The 16,159-nt window shown below is 71.1% G+C and carries 13 protein-coding genes; 4 read left to right on the plus strand and 9 right to left on the minus strand.

The features are described from left to right. Positions 1–157: 157 nt before the first annotated feature. Positions 158–484: a hypothetical protein gene (locus ACFC1I_RS08730; RefSeq protein WP_376008052.1), complete on the plus strand. Its 327-nt coding sequence runs from the start codon at positions 158–160 to the stop codon at positions 482–484. Between the two features lie 26 nt (positions 485–510). On the opposite strand, the gene ACFC1I_RS08735 is transcribed toward ACFC1I_RS08730, so the two are convergent. The 4 genes from ACFC1I_RS08735 to ACFC1I_RS08750 all read right to left on the minus strand — a co-directional run bounded on the left by ACFC1I_RS08735 (position 511) and on the right by ACFC1I_RS08750 (position 7,586). Beyond that, a complete protein-coding gene (locus ACFC1I_RS08735; RefSeq protein WP_376008054.1) occupies positions 511–4,023 on the minus strand; it encodes an error-prone DNA polymerase in 3,513 nt (1,170 codons plus the stop codon). A 12-nt stretch (positions 4,024–4,035) separates the two neighbouring features. Continuing rightward, positions 4,036–5,811 carry a DNA polymerase Y family protein gene (locus tag ACFC1I_RS08740; RefSeq protein WP_376008056.1) on the minus strand — a complete coding sequence of 592 codons (1,776 nt, stop codon included), beginning with the start codon at positions 5,809–5,811 and terminating at the stop codon, positions 4,036–4,038. 1 nt (position 5,812) lies between these two features. After that, complete coding sequence (locus ACFC1I_RS08745) at positions 5,813–6,616, minus strand: hypothetical protein (protein WP_376008058.1); 804 nt, start codon at positions 6,614–6,616, stop codon at positions 5,813–5,815. Between the two features lie 70 nt (positions 6,617–6,686). Next, complete coding sequence (locus ACFC1I_RS08750; protein ID WP_376008061.1) at positions 6,687–7,586, minus strand: EamA family transporter; 900 nt, start codon at positions 7,584–7,586, stop codon at positions 6,687–6,689. 39 nt (positions 7,587–7,625) lie between these two features. On the opposite strand from ACFC1I_RS08750, the gene ACFC1I_RS08755 reads away from it, so the two are divergent. Next, positions 7,626–8,144, plus strand: coding sequence for a MarR family winged helix-turn-helix transcriptional regulator (locus ACFC1I_RS08755; protein WP_376008063.1), 519 nt, complete (start codon positions 7,626–7,628; stop codon positions 8,142–8,144). 26 nt (positions 8,145–8,170) lie between these two features. Here ACFC1I_RS08755 and ACFC1I_RS08760 read toward each other — a convergent pair whose 3' ends face one another. From ACFC1I_RS08760 to ACFC1I_RS08775, 4 genes are all read right to left on the minus strand, one after another. Further along, positions 8,171–8,668 (minus strand): HNH endonuclease, encoded by a 498-nt coding sequence (locus ACFC1I_RS08760; protein ID WP_376008065.1) that lies wholly within the window; start codon positions 8,666–8,668, stop codon positions 8,171–8,173. A gap of 366 nt (positions 8,669–9,034) precedes the next feature. Next, the gene (locus ACFC1I_RS08765) at positions 9,035–9,958 is read right to left on the minus strand and encodes a M23 family metallopeptidase (RefSeq protein WP_376008067.1); all 924 of its coding nucleotides are present in this window, start codon (positions 9,956–9,958) and stop codon (positions 9,035–9,037) included. Positions 9,959–10,276: 318 nt separating this feature from the next. Continuing rightward, complete coding sequence (locus ACFC1I_RS08770; RefSeq protein ID WP_376008069.1) at positions 10,277–10,978, minus strand: metal-dependent transcriptional regulator; 702 nt, start codon at positions 10,976–10,978, stop codon at positions 10,277–10,279. Between the two features lie 332 nt (positions 10,979–11,310). Continuing rightward, positions 11,311–12,006, minus strand: a complete 696-nt coding sequence (locus ACFC1I_RS08775) for an endonuclease domain-containing protein (RefSeq protein WP_376008071.1) — start codon at positions 12,004–12,006, stop codon at positions 11,311–11,313. 404 nt (positions 12,007–12,410) lie between these two features. Here ACFC1I_RS08775 and serC point away from each other — a divergent pair, with 404 nt between their 5' ends. Next, the gene (serC, locus tag ACFC1I_RS08780) at positions 12,411–13,526 is read left to right on the plus strand and encodes a phosphoserine transaminase (protein WP_376008073.1); all 1,116 of its coding nucleotides are present in this window, start codon (positions 12,411–12,413) and stop codon (positions 13,524–13,526) included. Here serC and ACFC1I_RS08785 read toward each other — a convergent pair. Continuing rightward, positions 13,502–14,176, minus strand: coding sequence for a TetR/AcrR family transcriptional regulator (locus tag ACFC1I_RS08785; RefSeq protein ID WP_376008075.1), 675 nt, complete (start codon positions 14,174–14,176; stop codon positions 13,502–13,504). The genes serC and ACFC1I_RS08785 overlap by 25 nt on opposite strands. 198 nt (positions 14,177–14,374) lie before the next feature. Between ACFC1I_RS08785 and ACFC1I_RS08790 the strand changes: the two genes are divergently transcribed. Beyond that, on the plus strand, positions 14,375–16,027 hold the full coding sequence (locus ACFC1I_RS08790) for an ABC transporter substrate-binding protein (protein ID WP_376008077.1): 1,653 nt from the start codon (positions 14,375–14,377) through the stop codon (positions 16,025–16,027). Positions 16,028–16,159: the final 132 nt, after the last annotated feature.

Genomic DNA, 16,159 nt, shown 5'->3' on the forward strand with positions numbered 1-16,159 from the left:
CCTTGAACAGCTCCACTTCACACCCGGGAGGCCTTCGCCTGTCAGCACCTCAAAGACGAATCCCCGAAACAACGTCCCTGGACATCACATCTAGCCCGTTCCGCTACGCACTGCAACCCCCGAGAGCGAACACGGGTGCAGCGGGTAGAAATGCCCCGTGAAGAGGGTGATCTACGCGGGAAGCGAGTTCGTGACGGGAGACGACATCGCCGCCGCGCTGATGGGATGCGGCCAAGCGCTGGCCGAGGCCGGCGAAGCGGAGGCGGTGACGGTTCCAACCAGGGAGCTGGACGGATCCGTGGGCGAGGTGACGGTGCTCATCGGCCCGGCGAGCCAGATGGTCGCCCGCGATGCCGACAGCGACGACGACGAACTCGTCGACGAGGTCGCGGTCGCCCGCCTGAACGCGGTCCAGCGGCGCCTGCGCCCCGTCGCGGTGATCGACCTTCCCCCCTCGCACGACGATTGGGACGACGAGATCTGACGACGGGCGCGGGGCCGCGGCATCCGTCATCGAAAGTCCCTCGCGCGATGCTGCACGCCGACGCGGAGGTCTTCGAACGCGTCGGCGATGAGGTTCGTCACACCCTCGGCGGAGCGCTCGAGCATGCCGCGCGCGATGAGGGCGGGCGAGTCCCGCACGATGCGGCGGTAGCGGTTCCAGACGCCGAGCGAGCACACGATGTTGACGAGACCGTGCTCGTCCTCGAGGTTGAGGAAGGTGATTCCGGATGCCGTGGCAGGCCGCTGCCGGTGGGTCACGAGGCCCGCGACCTCGACGCGGCGGCCGACTTCGTGGCTGCGCAGCTCGCGGGAGGTCAGGACGCCGCGCGCATCGAGCCCGGAGCGGTAGTGGGTGATCGGGTGGTCGTCGGTCGAGATGCCCGTCGCCCACAGGTCGGCGGCGAGGCGCTCGTAGCTCGTCGGATCGGCGAACAGCGGCGGCTGCACAGCGATGAGGGAGTCCGGCAGGAACTCGGGGCGGTCCTGCGCTGCGGATCCTGCGAGCCAGATCGCCTCGCGCCGGCTGAGCCCGAGGCACTCGAACGCCCCCGCCGTGGCGAGCGCCTCGACCTGCGTGGCGGTGATGCTCGTGCGGCGCACGAGGTCGCGGAGGTCGCGGAACAGCCCGCCTGCCTCGCGCGCGGCGACGATACGCTGCGCGACGGTCGCGCCGATCCCCTTCACCCCTGCCAACCCCAGCCGCACCGCGAACCCGCCGTCGCGGCGGTGCGCGGCGGATTCGTCGGGCGCGTCTTTGTCGAAGAGCCCGACCGGCGGCTGGTGCCGGTCGACGCACGAGTCCCTCCCACCCCACTCCCCCCGCTCCCCCCGCTCCCCTGCGCTGAAATCAGGCGATGAGGCTGAATCAGGGCGGTTCGGCCCCGATCCGGCCTGATTTCGCCTCATCGCCTGATTCGAAGACGGGCGGGAAGGGGCGGGGAGTTCGACGACCGATTCGAGGACGGCCTCGACGCCGGAGAGGTGCAGGTCGGGGCGGCGCACCTCGACGCCGTGGTGGCGTGCGTCGCCCACGAGCGTCGCGGGCGAGTAGAAGCCCATGGGCTGCGCGCGCAGCAGTCCGGCGAGGAACGCCGCCGGGTAGTGCAGTTTGATCCACGAGCTGGCGTACACGAGCAGCGCGAACGACAGCGAGTGCGACTCGGCGAAGCCGAAGTTCGCGAACGCCTGGATCTTGGCGTAGATCGCGTCGGCCTCCTCGCCGACGAGGCCGTTCGAGGCCATGCCGGCATACAGCTTCTTCTTCAGGGAGTCGATGCGCTCGATCCCACGCTTGGAGCCCATCGCGCGGCGCAGCAGGTCGGCGTCCTCACCGGTGAGCCCGCCGACGGCCATGCCCATCTGCATGAGCTGCTCCTGGAACACCGGGATGCCGAGCGTGCGCTCGAGCACCGGCACGAGCTTGGGGTGCGGGTAGGTGACCTTCTCCTGCCCGAGCTTGCGCTTGACGAACGGGTGCACCGCCCCGCCCTGGATGGGGCCGGGGCGGATGAGCGCGATCTCGATCACGAGGTCGTAGAACCGGCGCGGCTGCAGACGTGGGAGCAGGCCCATCTGCGCGCGGGACTCCACCTGGAACACCCCGATCGAGTCGGCGCGGCACAGCATGTCGTAGACCGCCTTCTCCTCCTTCGGGATCGTCGACAGCTCCCAGTCCTCCCCCGTCGAGGCGCGGATCATGTCGAAGCAGTACTGCAGGGCCGCCAGCATCCCGAGGCCCAGCAGGTCGAACTTCACCAGGCCCATCCAGGCGGCGTCGTCCTTGTCCCACTGGATGACCGTGCGGTTCTCCATGCGGGCGTGCTCGATCGGCACGACCTCGCCCACCGGGCGGTCGGTGAGCACCATGCCGCCGGAGTGGATGCCGAGGTGCCGCGGCGCCTTGAGCAGCTCGGACGCGAACTCGAGCACCTGGTCGGGGATGTCGTGACCGGCGCCCGTCTCGAGGAGGGCGCCCCAGCCTTCGATCTGCTTCGACCACGCGTCCTGCTGCCCCGGCGAATGCCCCAGCGCCTTCGCCATGTCGCGCACGGCGTTCTTGGGACGGTACTGGATGACGTTCGCGACCTGGGCCGCGCGGTCGCGCCCGTACTCCCGGTACACCCACTGGATGACCTCTTCGCGGCGGTCCGAGTCGAAGTCGACGTCGATGTCGGGCTCCTCCTCGCGCAGGCTCGACAGGAACCGCTCGAACGGCAGGTCGTACGCGATCGCGTCGACGGCGGTGATGTCGAGCAGATAGCAGATGGCGCTGTTGGCGGCGGACCCGCGCCCCTGGCAGAGGATGCCCTGACTCCGCGCGAACTGCACGATGCCGTGGACGATCAGGAAGTAGCCCGGGAAGTCCTTCATCTCGATCACGCCGAGCTCCTTCTCGATGCGCGCCCGGTTCTCCTCGGTCAGGTCGGGGTACTTGCGCGGCACCGCCTCCCACACCAGGTGCCGCAGCCACGACATCGGGGTGTGCCCCTCGGGCACCTTCTGCTTCGGCAGCGCCGGCTTCGCCTTGCGCAGCGGGAAGGCGAGCTCGTCGGCGAGTGTCACGGTCCGGGCGACGGCATCCGGGAACCGCACGAACCGCTCCGCCATCTCGGCCCCCGACCGCAGGTGGGCCCCGGCGTGCGCGGGCAGCCAGCCGTCGAGCTCGTCGAGGCCGCGGTTCGCCCGCACGGCGGCGACCGCCGCGGCGAGCAGCTGACGCTGTGGCACCGCGTAGTGGACGTTGTTGGTCGCGAGGAGCGGGAGGCCGCGTTCCCGCGCGAGCCCGACGAGCACGTCGTTGTCGCGGGTGTCGAGCGGATTGCCGTGGTCGATGAGCTCGACGTGCACGTTGTCTTTCCCGAACAGCGTCACGAGGCGGTCGAGCTCTCCGGCAGCCGCGTCGGGGCTCTCGGCGAGCGCGCGGCGCACGGCCCCCTTGCGGCACCCGGTGAGCACCGCCCACTCCCCCGCGGCCTGCGCGGCGAGCTCGTCGAGGTCGTAGACCGGCCGGCCCTTCTCGGCGCCCTGCAGCTGCGCGTGCGTGATCGCGCCCGCCAGCCGGTGGTACCCCTCCTCGCCGCGGGCGAGCACCAGCAGGTGCGCGCCGACCGGGTCGGCCTCGCCGTTCTGCGGCTTCGGCAGCTCGAGCGACAGCTCGGCACCGAACACGGTCTTCAGCTGCAGCGCCTCGGCGGCCTCGGCGAACCGGACGATCCCGTAGAAGCCGTCGTGGTCGGTGACCGCGAGGGCGTGCAGCCCCAGGCGCTCCGCCTCTTCGGCGAGCTCCTCGGGCGAGGAGGCCCCGTCGAGGAACGAGTACGACGAGTGCGCGTGCAGCTCGGCGTACGGGATCGCCTCGGCCGGGCGCTCGATCGTGGGCGCGACGTACGGCCCCCGCTTGCGCGACCACGCGGGGCTGTCGCCGCCGTCCGCGCCGACCGGCGGCGCCTCGGGCCGGCGGCGACCGCTCAGCACCCGCTCCATCTCGGACCACGGCACACCAGGGTTGTTGAAGCCCATCAGCCCGTCCCGCTAGTCATAGGTGGCCTCCGCCGTCCAGGCGTCGCCGTCGCACACCAGCAGCCACGCGGCCCCGTCGGCGTCGACGACCTGGAACCGGTGCGCACGGCGCGAGCGCGCAGCATCCCATCCCCTCTCCACCACCGGCCACGGTCCCGCCCATGCCTCGATCGCGCGCCGGCGGCCGCTCTCGATGAAGAGCGCGGGCACGGCCGAGACGTTGCCGCGCTCGTCGACGTCGACCAGCTCGCCGCCGAGCGCCCGCACGTCGACCGGCACCGGATCGGCGAACACCGTCGTCGGCAGCGGGTCGGGCAGGCTCCCCGGCCACGGGCGCGCGCGCTGCGCCGCGAGACCGCCGGCACTCCCGCCGGCCTTGCGGTCGCGTTCGTCCTTGTCGCCCCACGGCACCAGCACCTGCCGCTCGGCCAGCCATCTGCCGCCGCCGATCGCGGGGGTCAGCACGCCGCGGTGCCCGAGCATCGCCTGCACGCGCGACAGGGCATGGTGCACCCGCTCTTCGGGGCCGCCGCCGAACAGCGCCGGAGCGTGATGGGATGCGGCATCCACCGCCTCCGGCGAGATCCGCACGAGCGTGACCCCGCTGCGCAGCCCGCCCCCGGACGCGTCGCCGGCGCCGACGTCTTCGGCGAGCTGCCAGCGCACGCGGTCGACGACCGCCGCCGCGTCGAACGAGCCCGGGTGCAGCCACACCCGCTCGCTGCGCTCCCCCCGGTCGCCGACGAGTTCGACCCGCAGCTCGGTGCAGACGAGGTCGACCGCGCCGAGGCCCGCGACGAAGTCGTCGGCGGTGACACGCATGGCGAACGCGACCTGGTCGGCGATCTCGAGGGGAGGTTCGAACGCGACCTCGCGCTCGAGCTCGGGCGGCGGGGTGCGCGGCTGCACGGGCCGCGAGTCGAGCCCCGCGGCGAGCGCGTGCAGCCGGACGCCCCGCTCGCCGAACCGCTCGCGCACCCGATCGTCCGGCATCTCGGCGAACCCGCCGAGGGTCTGCACGCCCAGCCGGGCGAGGAGGCCCACGAGGTCGGTCGCCTCCTTCGCACCCGCGGCCCCGGTGCCGAGCAGCGCCGAGGCGTCGAGCACCGAGACCGGCAGCGGCGCGAGGAAGCCTGCCGCGCCTCCGGCGGGCACGGCGAAGACCGGGTCGCCCGCGCTCGTGCCCCCGCGCGCCGCCTGCTCCGCGGTGAACGGACCGTCGGCGATGCCCACCCGCACCCCGTCGAGCCCCGCGTCGCGCAGCGTGCCGATCAGCATGCGGGCGGCCTCGATCTCGCCGCCGTAGTAGCGCGCCGGACCGCGGGCGCGCAGCGCGCACAGCCCGGGCCGCACCAGCTGCACACCGGGCGCCTTCTCTTCGATCAGCGACACGATCGGGGCGAACGCCCGGTGATCGCGGGCGGCGTCGGCGTTCACCAGCGTCAGCCCGGGGCACCGGGCCTGGGCATCGCGGCGACGCTGCCCGCGCCGCACCCCTTCGGCGCGCGCGGACGCCGAGCACGCGACCACGAGGTTGCGCTCCACGACGGCGACCGGCGGCTTGGCCCGCCCCGCTCCGGTCTGCCCCGCACCGGCCTGCCCCACGCCGGCCCGCCCCGCGCCGGACCGCCCCGCTCCGGTCTGCCCCGCACCCGTTCGAGCGCCCGGCCGTTCCCCGACCTGGTCCTCCTCCGCGCCCGAGGCCGCCCCCGCCTCCCGCTCGAGAGCCGTGACCGGCCAATCGGGGAACCACAGCACGAGGCTCCGCACCGGTGCACCCGGAGACATGTCACCCCACCGCCCTGATCAGCTGCGGGTAGGACTCCGCGGATTCCGCAGGCAGCGCCTCGACGGGGCGCATGCGCTCGGGCGCGGCGGAGACGTGCCCCGCAGCATCCGGAAGCATCACGCGAGCCCGTCGCGAACGCGGCCAGCGCCGACTGGACGACGTGAGCGTCACCTCCCGGCCCGAGAGGTAGCCGTGCCCGCGGCCGACGCCCTCCCACGTCGGCTCGCCCACCTCGATCACGGCCTCGGCCTGCGGCCAGGGTCCTTGTACGAGCAGCACCGCGCCGCGATCGCGCAGCCGTGCCGCCAGGCGGGAGATCTCGCCGTCGGCCGCGCGCCCCGACGGGCGCACCGCGACCACCGGCAGCACCTCGGCCACCGTCGAGGTCACCGCGAGCCAGCGCGCACCCGGATCGGGGATGAGCACGAGCCGCGACAGATCGACGCCGAGCCCCTCCGCCGCCTCGGCGCCGAGCCGCGGCATGCCGATCACCCCGCACCAGGAACCGGCCTGCGACGGCTGGGCCAGGAGCGCCAGGAGCACCGACGTCGAACGCGGCAGGGAGTAGGCGGAGCCCGGGCGCAACCCGCCCCCGGGAAGCAGCGAGGCGAGCGCGGGATGCACCGGCAGCACCGGTGCGTCGAGCCGTCGGCCCTGCACCCGCTCGACCTGGGCGCGCAGTGCCGCGACGGTGCCCGCAGCCGACGAGCCGGCCGCGCCGAGGGCTGCAGGCCGCGTGCCCGTCGGCGCCTGGCCGACGACCTCGTGCACGTGCTGTGCCGTGAGCTGCACGATCGCCCTCATTCCCACATTCTAGAACGGATGTTCTAGTCCTTCAACCGCTGGGAATGAGCGTAGTACCGGGTTCCGACAGTTATGTTCGAGACTGCAAGGCCACTGGCGCCACAGCCCGGCGCGAGGCCCGCCGCACCGGTGCCGCACCCAGCACGATCCCGACGAGCACGAGGCCGACCCCCACAGCTTGCGGCACGCCGAACACCTCACCCGCAATGGCGACTCCGAGCACGACGCCGGTCACCGGATTGAGCAGACCGACCACGCCGACGACCCCCGGCGACAGGCGGCGCAGCCCCGCGAACCACGCGACGTACGCGAGCGCCGTGGCGACGAGAGTGAGGTACGCGAAGCCGAGCGCCGACGGCACGGTGAGCGCCGGCGGCGCACCCTCGACGAGCACCGCCGCCGGAAGCAGCACGATCGAGCCGGCGACGAGCTGCCACGCCGTCATCGGCAGCGCGGGGACGTCCGATCCCCACCTCGACGTGAGCACGAAACCGATCGACGAGGCCACCATCGCGCCGAGCGACGCCGCGACACCCCACGGATCGGCACCCTGCGCGTCGAAGCCCAGCATCACCGCCACCCCGACGAGCCCCACGGCCGCACCCACGACCGCAGCCAGCCGAGGCCGCCGATGCAGCAGCAGCCACGCGAACAGCAGCATGCACGCGGCGGATGCCGACATCAGCGTCGCGGCGAGACCCGACGGCAGTCGCTGCCCCGCGACGTACACCAGCACGAAGAAGCCGCCGACGTTCAGCGTGCCGAGCACGAGCGAGCGCCACCACCACGATCCACGCGGCAGCCGGCGCGCGAGAAGCAGCACGATGAGCCCGGCCGGCAGCGCGCGCAGCACACCGCCCCACAGCGGCGACTCCGCCGGAAGCAGGCTGTGCGTCACCACATACCCGCTCCCCCATGCGATCGGGGCGATCGCCGTCACGAGGATCCACACCCATCGCTTATCTTCCATGGAAGATACTTTACCTTACCAGGAAGATAAGATGGGCGTATGGCCGCCGATCGCTCCCCCGACCGCCCGCTCGACCGGGTCGCCGAGATCCAGGAGGAGTGGCGGCGCGAGCGCCCCGACCTCGACCCGTCACCGCAGGGTGTGATCGGGCGCCTGCACCTCGTCGCGCTCGAGCTCACCGAGCGCCTCGTCGCGGTCTACGGCGAGTTCGGACTCAGCGAGGGCGAGTTCGACGTGCTCGCCACGCTCCGCCGCGCCGGAGCGCCGTTCGAACGGGCCGCCGGCGCGCTAGCCGACCACACCCTCGTCACGACGGGCGGCCTCACCAAGCGCGTCGACCGCCTCGCAGCCCGGGGTCTCGTCGAGCGGCGGGCCGAGGCATCCGACGCCCGAAAGCGCCTGGTGCGGCTCACCCCGGAGGGGCGGGACGTCATCGATCGCGCCATCGCCGCGCACCTCGCGAACGAGCGCCGCCTTCTCGACGAGCTCGGGACGACGGATGCTGCGGCCCTCGAGCCGATCCTCACCCGCTGGCTGCGCGTGCTCGACGCGAACTGACCCTCACTCCGCGCACGACTGCGGGCCTACGCGGCGAGCGCGAGGTACGGCTCCCACCGCGGGTCCGTGCGCTCAGTGCCGCGGACGGTCCACTGCCCGCCGCGCGGCGGGTGCGGCGTGAACCGCAGCTCCCAGTGCATCTCCTGCGGGGTGCGATCGCTCTTGATGTTGTTGCAGCGCAGGCAGCACGCGACGAGGTTCTCCCACGAGTCGGCGCCGCCGCGCGAGCGCGGCAGCACGTGGTCGATGGTCGACGCCGCCTTGCCGCAGTACGCGCAGTGGTGGTTGTCGCGGCGCAGCACGCCCCGACGCGTCACCGGCACGTGGCGACCGCCCGGCACCCGCACGTAGCGGGTCAGGATGATCACGGCCGGGCGTTCGTACGATCGTCGGGTGCCCCACACCGGATCGGCTTCGGTGTGTTCCACCACGGTGGCCTTCTCGTTCATGACGAGCACCAGCGCCCGCTTGAACGACACGACCGCGAGGGGCTCGTAGCCCGCATTCAGCACCAGAGTGCGCATTGATCATCCTCTCGAATGGCCGGGACGGCTTCTCGGTTATTCGACTTGCGCGACGATCAAGGGCGCAGGGGCATGAAAAAAGGCGCTGTCTACAGACAGCGCCTTGGCGCCACGGCAGTGCCGCGGCATCCGCTCGTGCAATGCCGAAGGACGAGGCGTCCAAGCGCATCCATGGTTCGGATGCGTGGTGTGCAGCCCATCGGCTCCCTCCGCTCTCTCAGCGTCGAGTCCCAGGGTAACCCACCGCGACACGCCCGGGGCGCGCCGTCACCTGAACGACACATGGCGTGTCGGTGACGAAGAAAGAGAACGGATGCCTCGACCCCGAGGCATCCGTTCTCTTCTGTGATTGCAGAGGTGTGTGTGTCAGCCTGCGTTCGACTGCAGCCACGCCCACGGGTCGACGACCGAGCCGTTGATGTGGACCTCGAAGTGGAGGTGGCACGCGGTGGAGCTGCCGGTCGAGCCGACGAGGCCGATGAGTTGGCCCGCCGAGACGGTCTGGCCGACCGACACCTGGCGGCTGCCGTACGTCATGTGGCCGTAGAGCGAGTTGACCTGCTGGCCGCCGATGACGTGGTCGATCGAGACGCCGACGCCGTAGCCGCCGTAGCTCTCCTGCGAGACCTTGACCACGCCTGCCGCCGTCGCGTAGATGGGCGTGCCGCACGAGGTCAGGAGGTCGACACCCTGGTGGTAGCCCGAGTCCCAGAGGCCGCGGCCCTTGGTGAAGTTGAGGAGGGGCCAGCGCACCTCGCCCGTGCCGGGCGACGTCAGCGCGATGTTCGTGGGGACCGTGCCGCGCGACTTCGCGGCCGAGGCGGCAGCGGCCGCGACCTGGCGCGCACGCTCGGCGGCGGCTTCTTCGGCCTTCTTCTTCTCGATCTCTTCGGCCGTGGTGGCCGAGTAGCTCTCACGCGACAGCTCGCTGGCGTTCGCGTCGGACGCGGCGACGAACGTCTGCGCGTCGTCGACGGCCATCTGCTGGATCGTCTTGGAATCCTCACCCACGGCTGTGGCGCCGGCGGCGAACGCCGGGATCGCGACCGTGGCGACGAGACCGCCCACCATCGTCAGCACCACGAGGCTGCGCAGCGGCTTGGTCACGCGGCCCTTCTTCGACGACGGCGACGTCGCGGCGGGACGCGCGTCCGCGCGAGCCGTCGTCGGCTTCGCGGGCGCAGCAGTGCGAGAGCGTCGCACGGGGGTCTTCCGATTGCGCGCGCGACGGTTCTGGTCCGCCGCGGCGTGCTCGGGCACGTTCGCGTGCGACTCGATCTCTTCAGCCAAACTGGTCCTCCGGCGCCTCTGCGCCGGAGCGCCTGGCTCGTCAGCACTCGATGTCGGGGCACGATGTGCGGGCTTCACCACATGTGGACGACGAGCCGGTGAGGCAATCCACGCGGGGTCCTGTCGGCGGGCTTCTCGCCTGGTGGACTGTTCGAGGCTACCCGAAGGTCACGTTTATGTCACGCTCCACGCCTGGCAATCTCCGCACAGTGCCTCACCGCGGCTCACGGAATGCGGCATCCGGCGTCATCGCGGGGCGTTCGAGGCGCGAAAAGACCAGGATTGGCGTCCCGCTCAGCGGAACACCCCGCGCGGGCCTCAGCGGTAGTCGTCGACGAGGAAGATGTGCGACGCGATCTCGACCGGGAGCTCGAGGCCCTCGTCGCTGCCCTGCATCTGCACGAGCACGTAGCCCTCGTTGTAGCGGTAGTCGCCGACGGCACCCGGCACGACGCCGGCGCCCTTCAGCTGCTGCAGCAGCTCGGGGTCGACCTGCGCGGGCTCAGCCAGGCGGCGCACGGTGCCGGTGATCGGCTCGCCGGCGTCGTTTAGTCGGCGCACCAGGCCCACCACGCCCTGCTCGAACCCGTTCGTCGGCACATCGCCGAGCTGGTCGAGACCGGGGATCGGGTTGCCGTAGGGCGACTCGGTGGGGTGGCCCAGCAGCTCGACGAGACGGCGCTCGACCTGCTCGCTCATGACGTGCTCCCAGCGGCAAGCTTCTTCGTGGACGTACGCCCAGTCCAGTCCGATGACATCCGACAGCAGGCGCTCGGCGAGCCGGTGCTTGCGCATGACGTCGACGGCCTTCTGCCGGCCCGCGTCGGTGAGCTCGAGGGTGCGGTCCTCCGAGACGACGACGAGACCGTCGCGCTCCATGCGGCCGATCGTCTGCGACACCGTCGGGCCCGAGTGCCCCAGGCGCTCCGAGATGCGCGCCCGCAGCGGCACGATGTTCTCCTCTTCCAGCTCGAGGATCGTGCGCAGGTACATCTCGGTGGTGTCGATCAGGTCGGTCATCGCGGTGTCCTCAGGCTTCTCAAGGGGCTGAGGACAGCCTATCCTCTGCCCCCGCCCCCGAGGCCGGCCCGCCGACTGTCTCCCCGGTCACTCTCACCTCGCATCCGCCGGCGCAGCGGCGCGCCTCGGGGCGCAGCATCCACTCCCGCCCCCTCCGAGTCCGCTCAACAGGTCAACCGGGCCTCCACAGGATCACCCAGCGCTCTTCGGCCCTGTAGAAGCCCGGTTGACCTGTCGAAGCCCGGTTGACCTGTCGAAGCCCGGTTGACCTGTCGAAGCCCGGTTGACCAGTCGAAGCGGAGATGGATGCTGCGCCTCTGGCTCGCTCGCACTCAGGGCGCTCGGTGCAAGCCCTGCGCGACTGCACGCATCACCAGGTCCTGCACCTCATGCCAGCGCTTGATCACCTGCACGTAGGTCACTCGTATGACGTGGTATCCGAGCAGCATCAGTGCGGCATCGTGCGCGACATCCTCGGCACGCTGGATCCCGACGTGGTGCCCTCCGTCCACCTGCACGACCAGCCGGTCGCCGATGAGGAAGTCCGCGCGATGGCCTTGAATCCAGATCTGCGAACGGATCGGCAGCGCCAGCCAACGCAGCCGCGTGCGAAAGATGGTCTCCAGCCCGGAATCCGCAAAAGGGGTGGCCTCCTGCAGCAGACGGCGGCCGGCGACGCCCAGCGGCAGTCGCTCGAGCTCCGCCATCTCGACCAGCCGGAGGTTGAGCGCCGACTCCCACACCGCCAGTGCGGCTTCGTGCGGCTGGCAGTCGGCCACGATGAGAAGGGTGTTCAGGATGCTGTCCTCCAGCGATCCCCGCGCCCGCGGCTCGATCGGCCGGGCCCAATGAACGGTCGCCCTCTGGTTCTTCAGATTCAGCCGAGACGCGCTCGGCGGCGCACCGACGTGCGGACCGTCTTCGGCGAGAATCCACAGCCCCAAGCGCTTCGCCCGCGTGATGCACGTGAGCACCACACCCGCCCGCGCAGCAGCCAGCAGATACGGGTCGACGTCCGGAACAGCCACCCATCCGCGCTCGGGCGGATGACGACCCCCGCCGCGACCGCACGATCGATCGCGTAGCCACTGACGCCCGCTTCGACGAGGGACATCGTGAGCGAGAGGCCGCCGCGGTTCTTCAGCTCCGTGATCAGATCCACCATCCCTGAATGGTCGCCGGCCGACGTCCTCGCCCGGGGCCCGTTCCCCCGCGGGATGGTGACAACTCGCGGTCGCAGCATCCATTCCCCTTCTGTGGAGGAGGGCCCAACAGGTCAACCACGCTTCCACAGGAGCGAATGACGGGATCGGCTCCTGTAGAAGCGTGGTTGACCTGCTGGCGGGAGGGATGCTGCGGCCCGGCGCAAGTCCCGGCGTCACGACGCGTCACGGGGACGGGGCGGCGGCGCGGGCCTCTCTAGAATCGACGCATGGCGCACATCGAGCTTCCCCGAGAGATCCTGCCGGCCGACGGACGCTTCGGGTGCGGCCCGTCGAAGGTCATCCCCGCCCACCTCGAGGCCCTCGCCGGCCGCGGTGCCGCCCTCATCGGCACGTCGCACCGCCAGGCGCCGGTCAAGGACCTCGTCGGCCACGTGCGCGCGGGCGTGCACGACCTGTTCCGCGCCCCCCAGGGTTACGAGGTCGTCCTCGGCAACGGCGGATCGACCGCCTTCTGGGATGCCGCGGCCTTCGGCCTGATCGAGAAGCGCAGCCAGAACCTCGTGTTCGGCGAGTTCGGCGGCAAGTTCGCCGCCGCGGCGAAGACGCCGTGGCTCGACGCGCCCGACGTCCGCAAGGTCGACGCGGGCACGAGCACGGTCGCCGAGGCCGTCGAAGGTGTCGACGTCTACGCGTGGCCGCACAACGAGACCTCCACCGGCGTCTCGACGCGGATCAGCCGCGTGAACGGCGACGACGGTGCACTGACCGTCATCGACGCCACGAGCGCGGCCGGCGGCATCGACTTCTCGGCCCACGAGGCCGACGTCTACTACTTCGCCCCGCAGAAGAACCTCGGCTCGGACGGCGGCCTCTGGTTCGCCCTGATGTCGCCGGCGGCCATCGAGCGCATCGAGCGCATCGCTGCGTCGGGCCGCTACATCCCCGAGTTCCTCAGCCTCAAGCAGGCCGTCGACAACTCGCGCCTGAACCAGACCCTCAACACCCCGGCGCTCGCGACGCTCTTCCTGCTCAACGAGCAGCTGCGCTGGATCAACGGCAACGGCGGCCTGCAGTGGGCCGACGCCCGCACGCGCGAGTCGTCGCAGGCGCTGTACGACTGGGCCGAGGCATCCACTTTCGCGACGCCCTTCGTCGCCGACGCCGCCGACCGCTCCCCCGTGGTCGTCACGATCGACTTCGACGAGTCGGTGGATGCTGCGGCCGTGGCGAAGAGCCTCCGCGCCAACGGCATCGTCGACACCGAGCCGTATCGCAAGCTCGGACGCAACCAGCTGCGCGTCGCGACGTTCGTGTCGATCGACCCGGACGACGTGCGTCAGCTCATCCGCTGCATCGACTACACGGTCGAGCGGCTCGGCTGAACCGATTCGTCGGCCCCGTCCGCGAGCGGTGACGGGGTCGGCGACAGCACCGCCGACACGATCGCCTCGATCGCGAACTCCGACGCGCGCGCAAGGTCGACGGCGGTCGGGTCCAGCAGCCACTGCACCTGCAGGCCGTCCATGACGGCCAGGATGCTCGTCGAGGCGTAGCCGATGGTGTCGGGCGCCGTGATGCCGCGCTCCGCGCAGACGACCTCGAACGCGTGTGCGACCTCGGAGCGCAGCGTGCGGTAGCGCTTCTCGAAGAAGTCGCGGCCGGGGTGGCCGGCGGTCACCGACTCCGCCGAGAGCACGGCGTACGCCTGCACGATGCCGGCGCGGTGCGCGTTCAGGAACGCCGTGCGCACCAGGTGCCGGAACAGCGGCATGCCGTCGGGGATGTGCTGTTCCTCCAAATCCGCGACGTCGGTCTCGTCGCGGTGCTGGAGGACTTCGATCAGCAGCTGGTCCTTCGATCCGAAGTGATGCAGGATCCCGGCGTGGGTCATGCCGACCTGGTCGGCGATCTCCTGGAGCGTCCCCCCGGCGAATCCTTTGCTGCCGAAGATCTCGACCGCGGCGTCGAGGATGTCGCGTCTGCGCGCGAGTGTCTCCGGCCGCGAGCGCGGCTGCCGACGTTGTGCCGTCATGGTCCACGCCTTTCTCATCGTGCGCGTTCCCCGGGCAGGGAACCAGCGGCAGCGAGTCTATCGACGGCCGCTCTCGTCCCGGTGGCGACGCGTGCTTGCAAAAGTTACTTACTTGATTGTAAGTTGATCCGGCAATCACCCTGACATCGCCGTCAACCCCCTGGGACACGATGTCGTGCTCACACACAAGGAGAAGCAATGAGGCTCAGAACAACCTTCGCCGCCGTCGGCGTCGCCGCCGCGCTGGTGCTCACCGGCTGCGCGGGCGGTGGCGGCAACGACGCCGATTCCGCAGGCGCGGCGCTCACGATCGCCAAGCCCGACGGCGCGATCACGACCGAGTCGAACAACCCGTACCTGGGCGACTCGTCGGCGTCGAAGTACGGCTACGGCAAGGTCATCTTCGAGTCGCTCGCCCTGGTCAACCCGACCGGCGACCTCGGCACCACGCCCTGGCTCGCGGAGTCCGTGACGTGGAACGACGACTACACCCAGCTCACCGCCGTCGCGCGCAGCGGTGTGAAGTGGAGCGACGGCGAGGACTTCACGGCCGACGACATCGCGTTCTCGTTCAACCAGGTGCTCGACGGCACGCTCAACGACACCAACGCGCTCGACCTCAAGAGCGTCAGCGTCGACGGCGACACCGTCACCATCGACTTCAACAGCTCGAAGTACACGCAGCAGGCGCGCGTGCTCCACTTCCAGATCGTGCCCGAGCACATCTGGAAGGACATCAAGGACCCGAACACCGACCCGATCACCGGTGAGGGCCAGGCCGTGGGCACCGGTCCCTACGTGCTCGACTCGTGGACGACCGAGTCGGTCACCCTGGCCGCCAACCCCGACTACTGGGGCGGCGAGCTGAGCGTGCCCGAGCTGCACTACGTCTCGTACGGCGACAACGCCGCTCTGACGACCGCCCTCGCGACCGGCGAGGCCGACTGGGCGCAGGCGTTCATCCCGCAGATCCAGGACAGCTACCTGTCGGCCGACCCCGACAACCAGTTCCTCGCCTCCCCCACGGCGGGCGCGGGCACGCTGTTCATGAACCTGCAGACCAAGCCGTTCAACGACCCGGCGCTGCGGCAGGCGCTCGCCTGGACGATCGACCGCCAGGCCTACGTCGACATCGCCCGCGAAGGCGCGAGCGAGGCGATCTGGAGCGTGACCGGCCTCGGGGCGCTCCTCGACGACGAGATCACGCCGGAGTACGCCGGCCAGAACTACGAGGTCGACGTCGACAAGGCCCGCCAGATCCTCACGGATGCCGGCTACACCTGGGACGGCGAGACGCTCGTCGACCCCGACGGCGAGGACGTCACGTTCTCGATCTCCGTCCCCGCGGGCTGGAGCGACTGGAACACCGAGCAGGCGCTCCTCGCGGAAGAGCTCAAGGAGGGCCTCGGCATCGAGGTGAAGGTCGACCAGCCGGACTGGGGCGGCTGGGATGCCGCACGCCAGGAGGGCACGTTCCAGGCCATCATCCACTGGCTCGAAGACACCGGCAACGCGTACGGCCTGTACACGTCGGCGATGGACCCGAAGTGGATCGTCGACGGCAAGGCGGCCTTCAACTTCGGCCGCTTCGACGACCCGGCCGTCACGGACGCGCTCAACACCTACGCGAACGCGTCGGCGGATGCCGACCGTGAGGCGGCGCTCGCGGTCATCCAGAAGGCGTTCGTCGAGAACGTCCCGGTCATCCCGCTGGGTGCGCACCCGCTGCTGGGCGAGTTCAACACGCGCAACTACGTCGGCTGGCCGTCCGAGGACGACCAATACGCCTCGGCCGACCCGACGCAGCCGGCGATCGTGCAGATCCTGACCAAGCTGCAGCCCGCCGAATGACACACCGCGGCGGGGGGGGGGGGGGCCCCCCCCCCCCCCCCCCCCCCCCCCCCCCCGCCCCCCCCCGCCCCCCCCCCCCCCCCCCCCCCCCCGCCCCCCCCCCCCCCCCCCCCCCCCCCCCCCCCCGCCCCG

This window comes from Microbacterium sp. NPDC056044, assembly GCF_042267145.1.
GTDB lineage: Bacteria > Actinomycetota > Actinomycetes > Actinomycetales > Microbacteriaceae > Microbacterium.

Bases quoted from the DNA above. Each gene is read 5' to 3' on its own strand.
- ACFC1I_RS08760 (WP_376008065.1), bottom strand. From the start codon at position 8,668: ATGCGCACTCTGGTGCTGAATGCGGGCTACGAGCCCCTCGCGGTCGTG.
- serC (WP_376008073.1), top strand. From the start codon at position 12,411: ATGGCGCACATCGAGCTTCCCCGAGAGATCCTGCCGGCCGACGGACGC.
- ACFC1I_RS08745 (WP_376008058.1), bottom strand. From the start codon at position 6,616: ATGAGGGCGATCGTGCAGCTCACGGCACAGCACGTGCACGAGGTCGTC.
- ACFC1I_RS08770 (WP_376008069.1), bottom strand. From the start codon at position 10,978: ATGACCGACCTGATCGACACCACCGAGATGTACCTGCGCACGATCCTC.
- ACFC1I_RS08735 (WP_376008054.1), bottom strand. From the start codon at position 4,023: ATGGGCTTCAACAACCCTGGTGTGCCGTGGTCCGAGATGGAGCGGGTG.
- ACFC1I_RS08790 (WP_376008077.1), top strand. From the start codon at position 14,375: ATGAGGCTCAGAACAACCTTCGCCGCCGTCGGCGTCGCCGCCGCGCTG.
- ACFC1I_RS08750 (WP_376008061.1), bottom strand. From the start codon at position 7,586: ATGGAAGATAAGCGATGGGTGTGGATCCTCGTGACGGCGATCGCCCCG.
- ACFC1I_RS08785 (WP_376008075.1), bottom strand. From the start codon at position 14,176: ATGACGGCACAACGTCGGCAGCCGCGCTCGCGGCCGGAGACACTCGCG.
- ACFC1I_RS08740 (WP_376008056.1), bottom strand. From the start codon at position 5,811: ATGTCTCCGGGTGCACCGGTGCGGAGCCTCGTGCTGTGGTTCCCCGAT.
- ACFC1I_RS08755 (WP_376008063.1), top strand. From the start codon at position 7,626: ATGGCCGCCGATCGCTCCCCCGACCGCCCGCTCGACCGGGTCGCCGAG.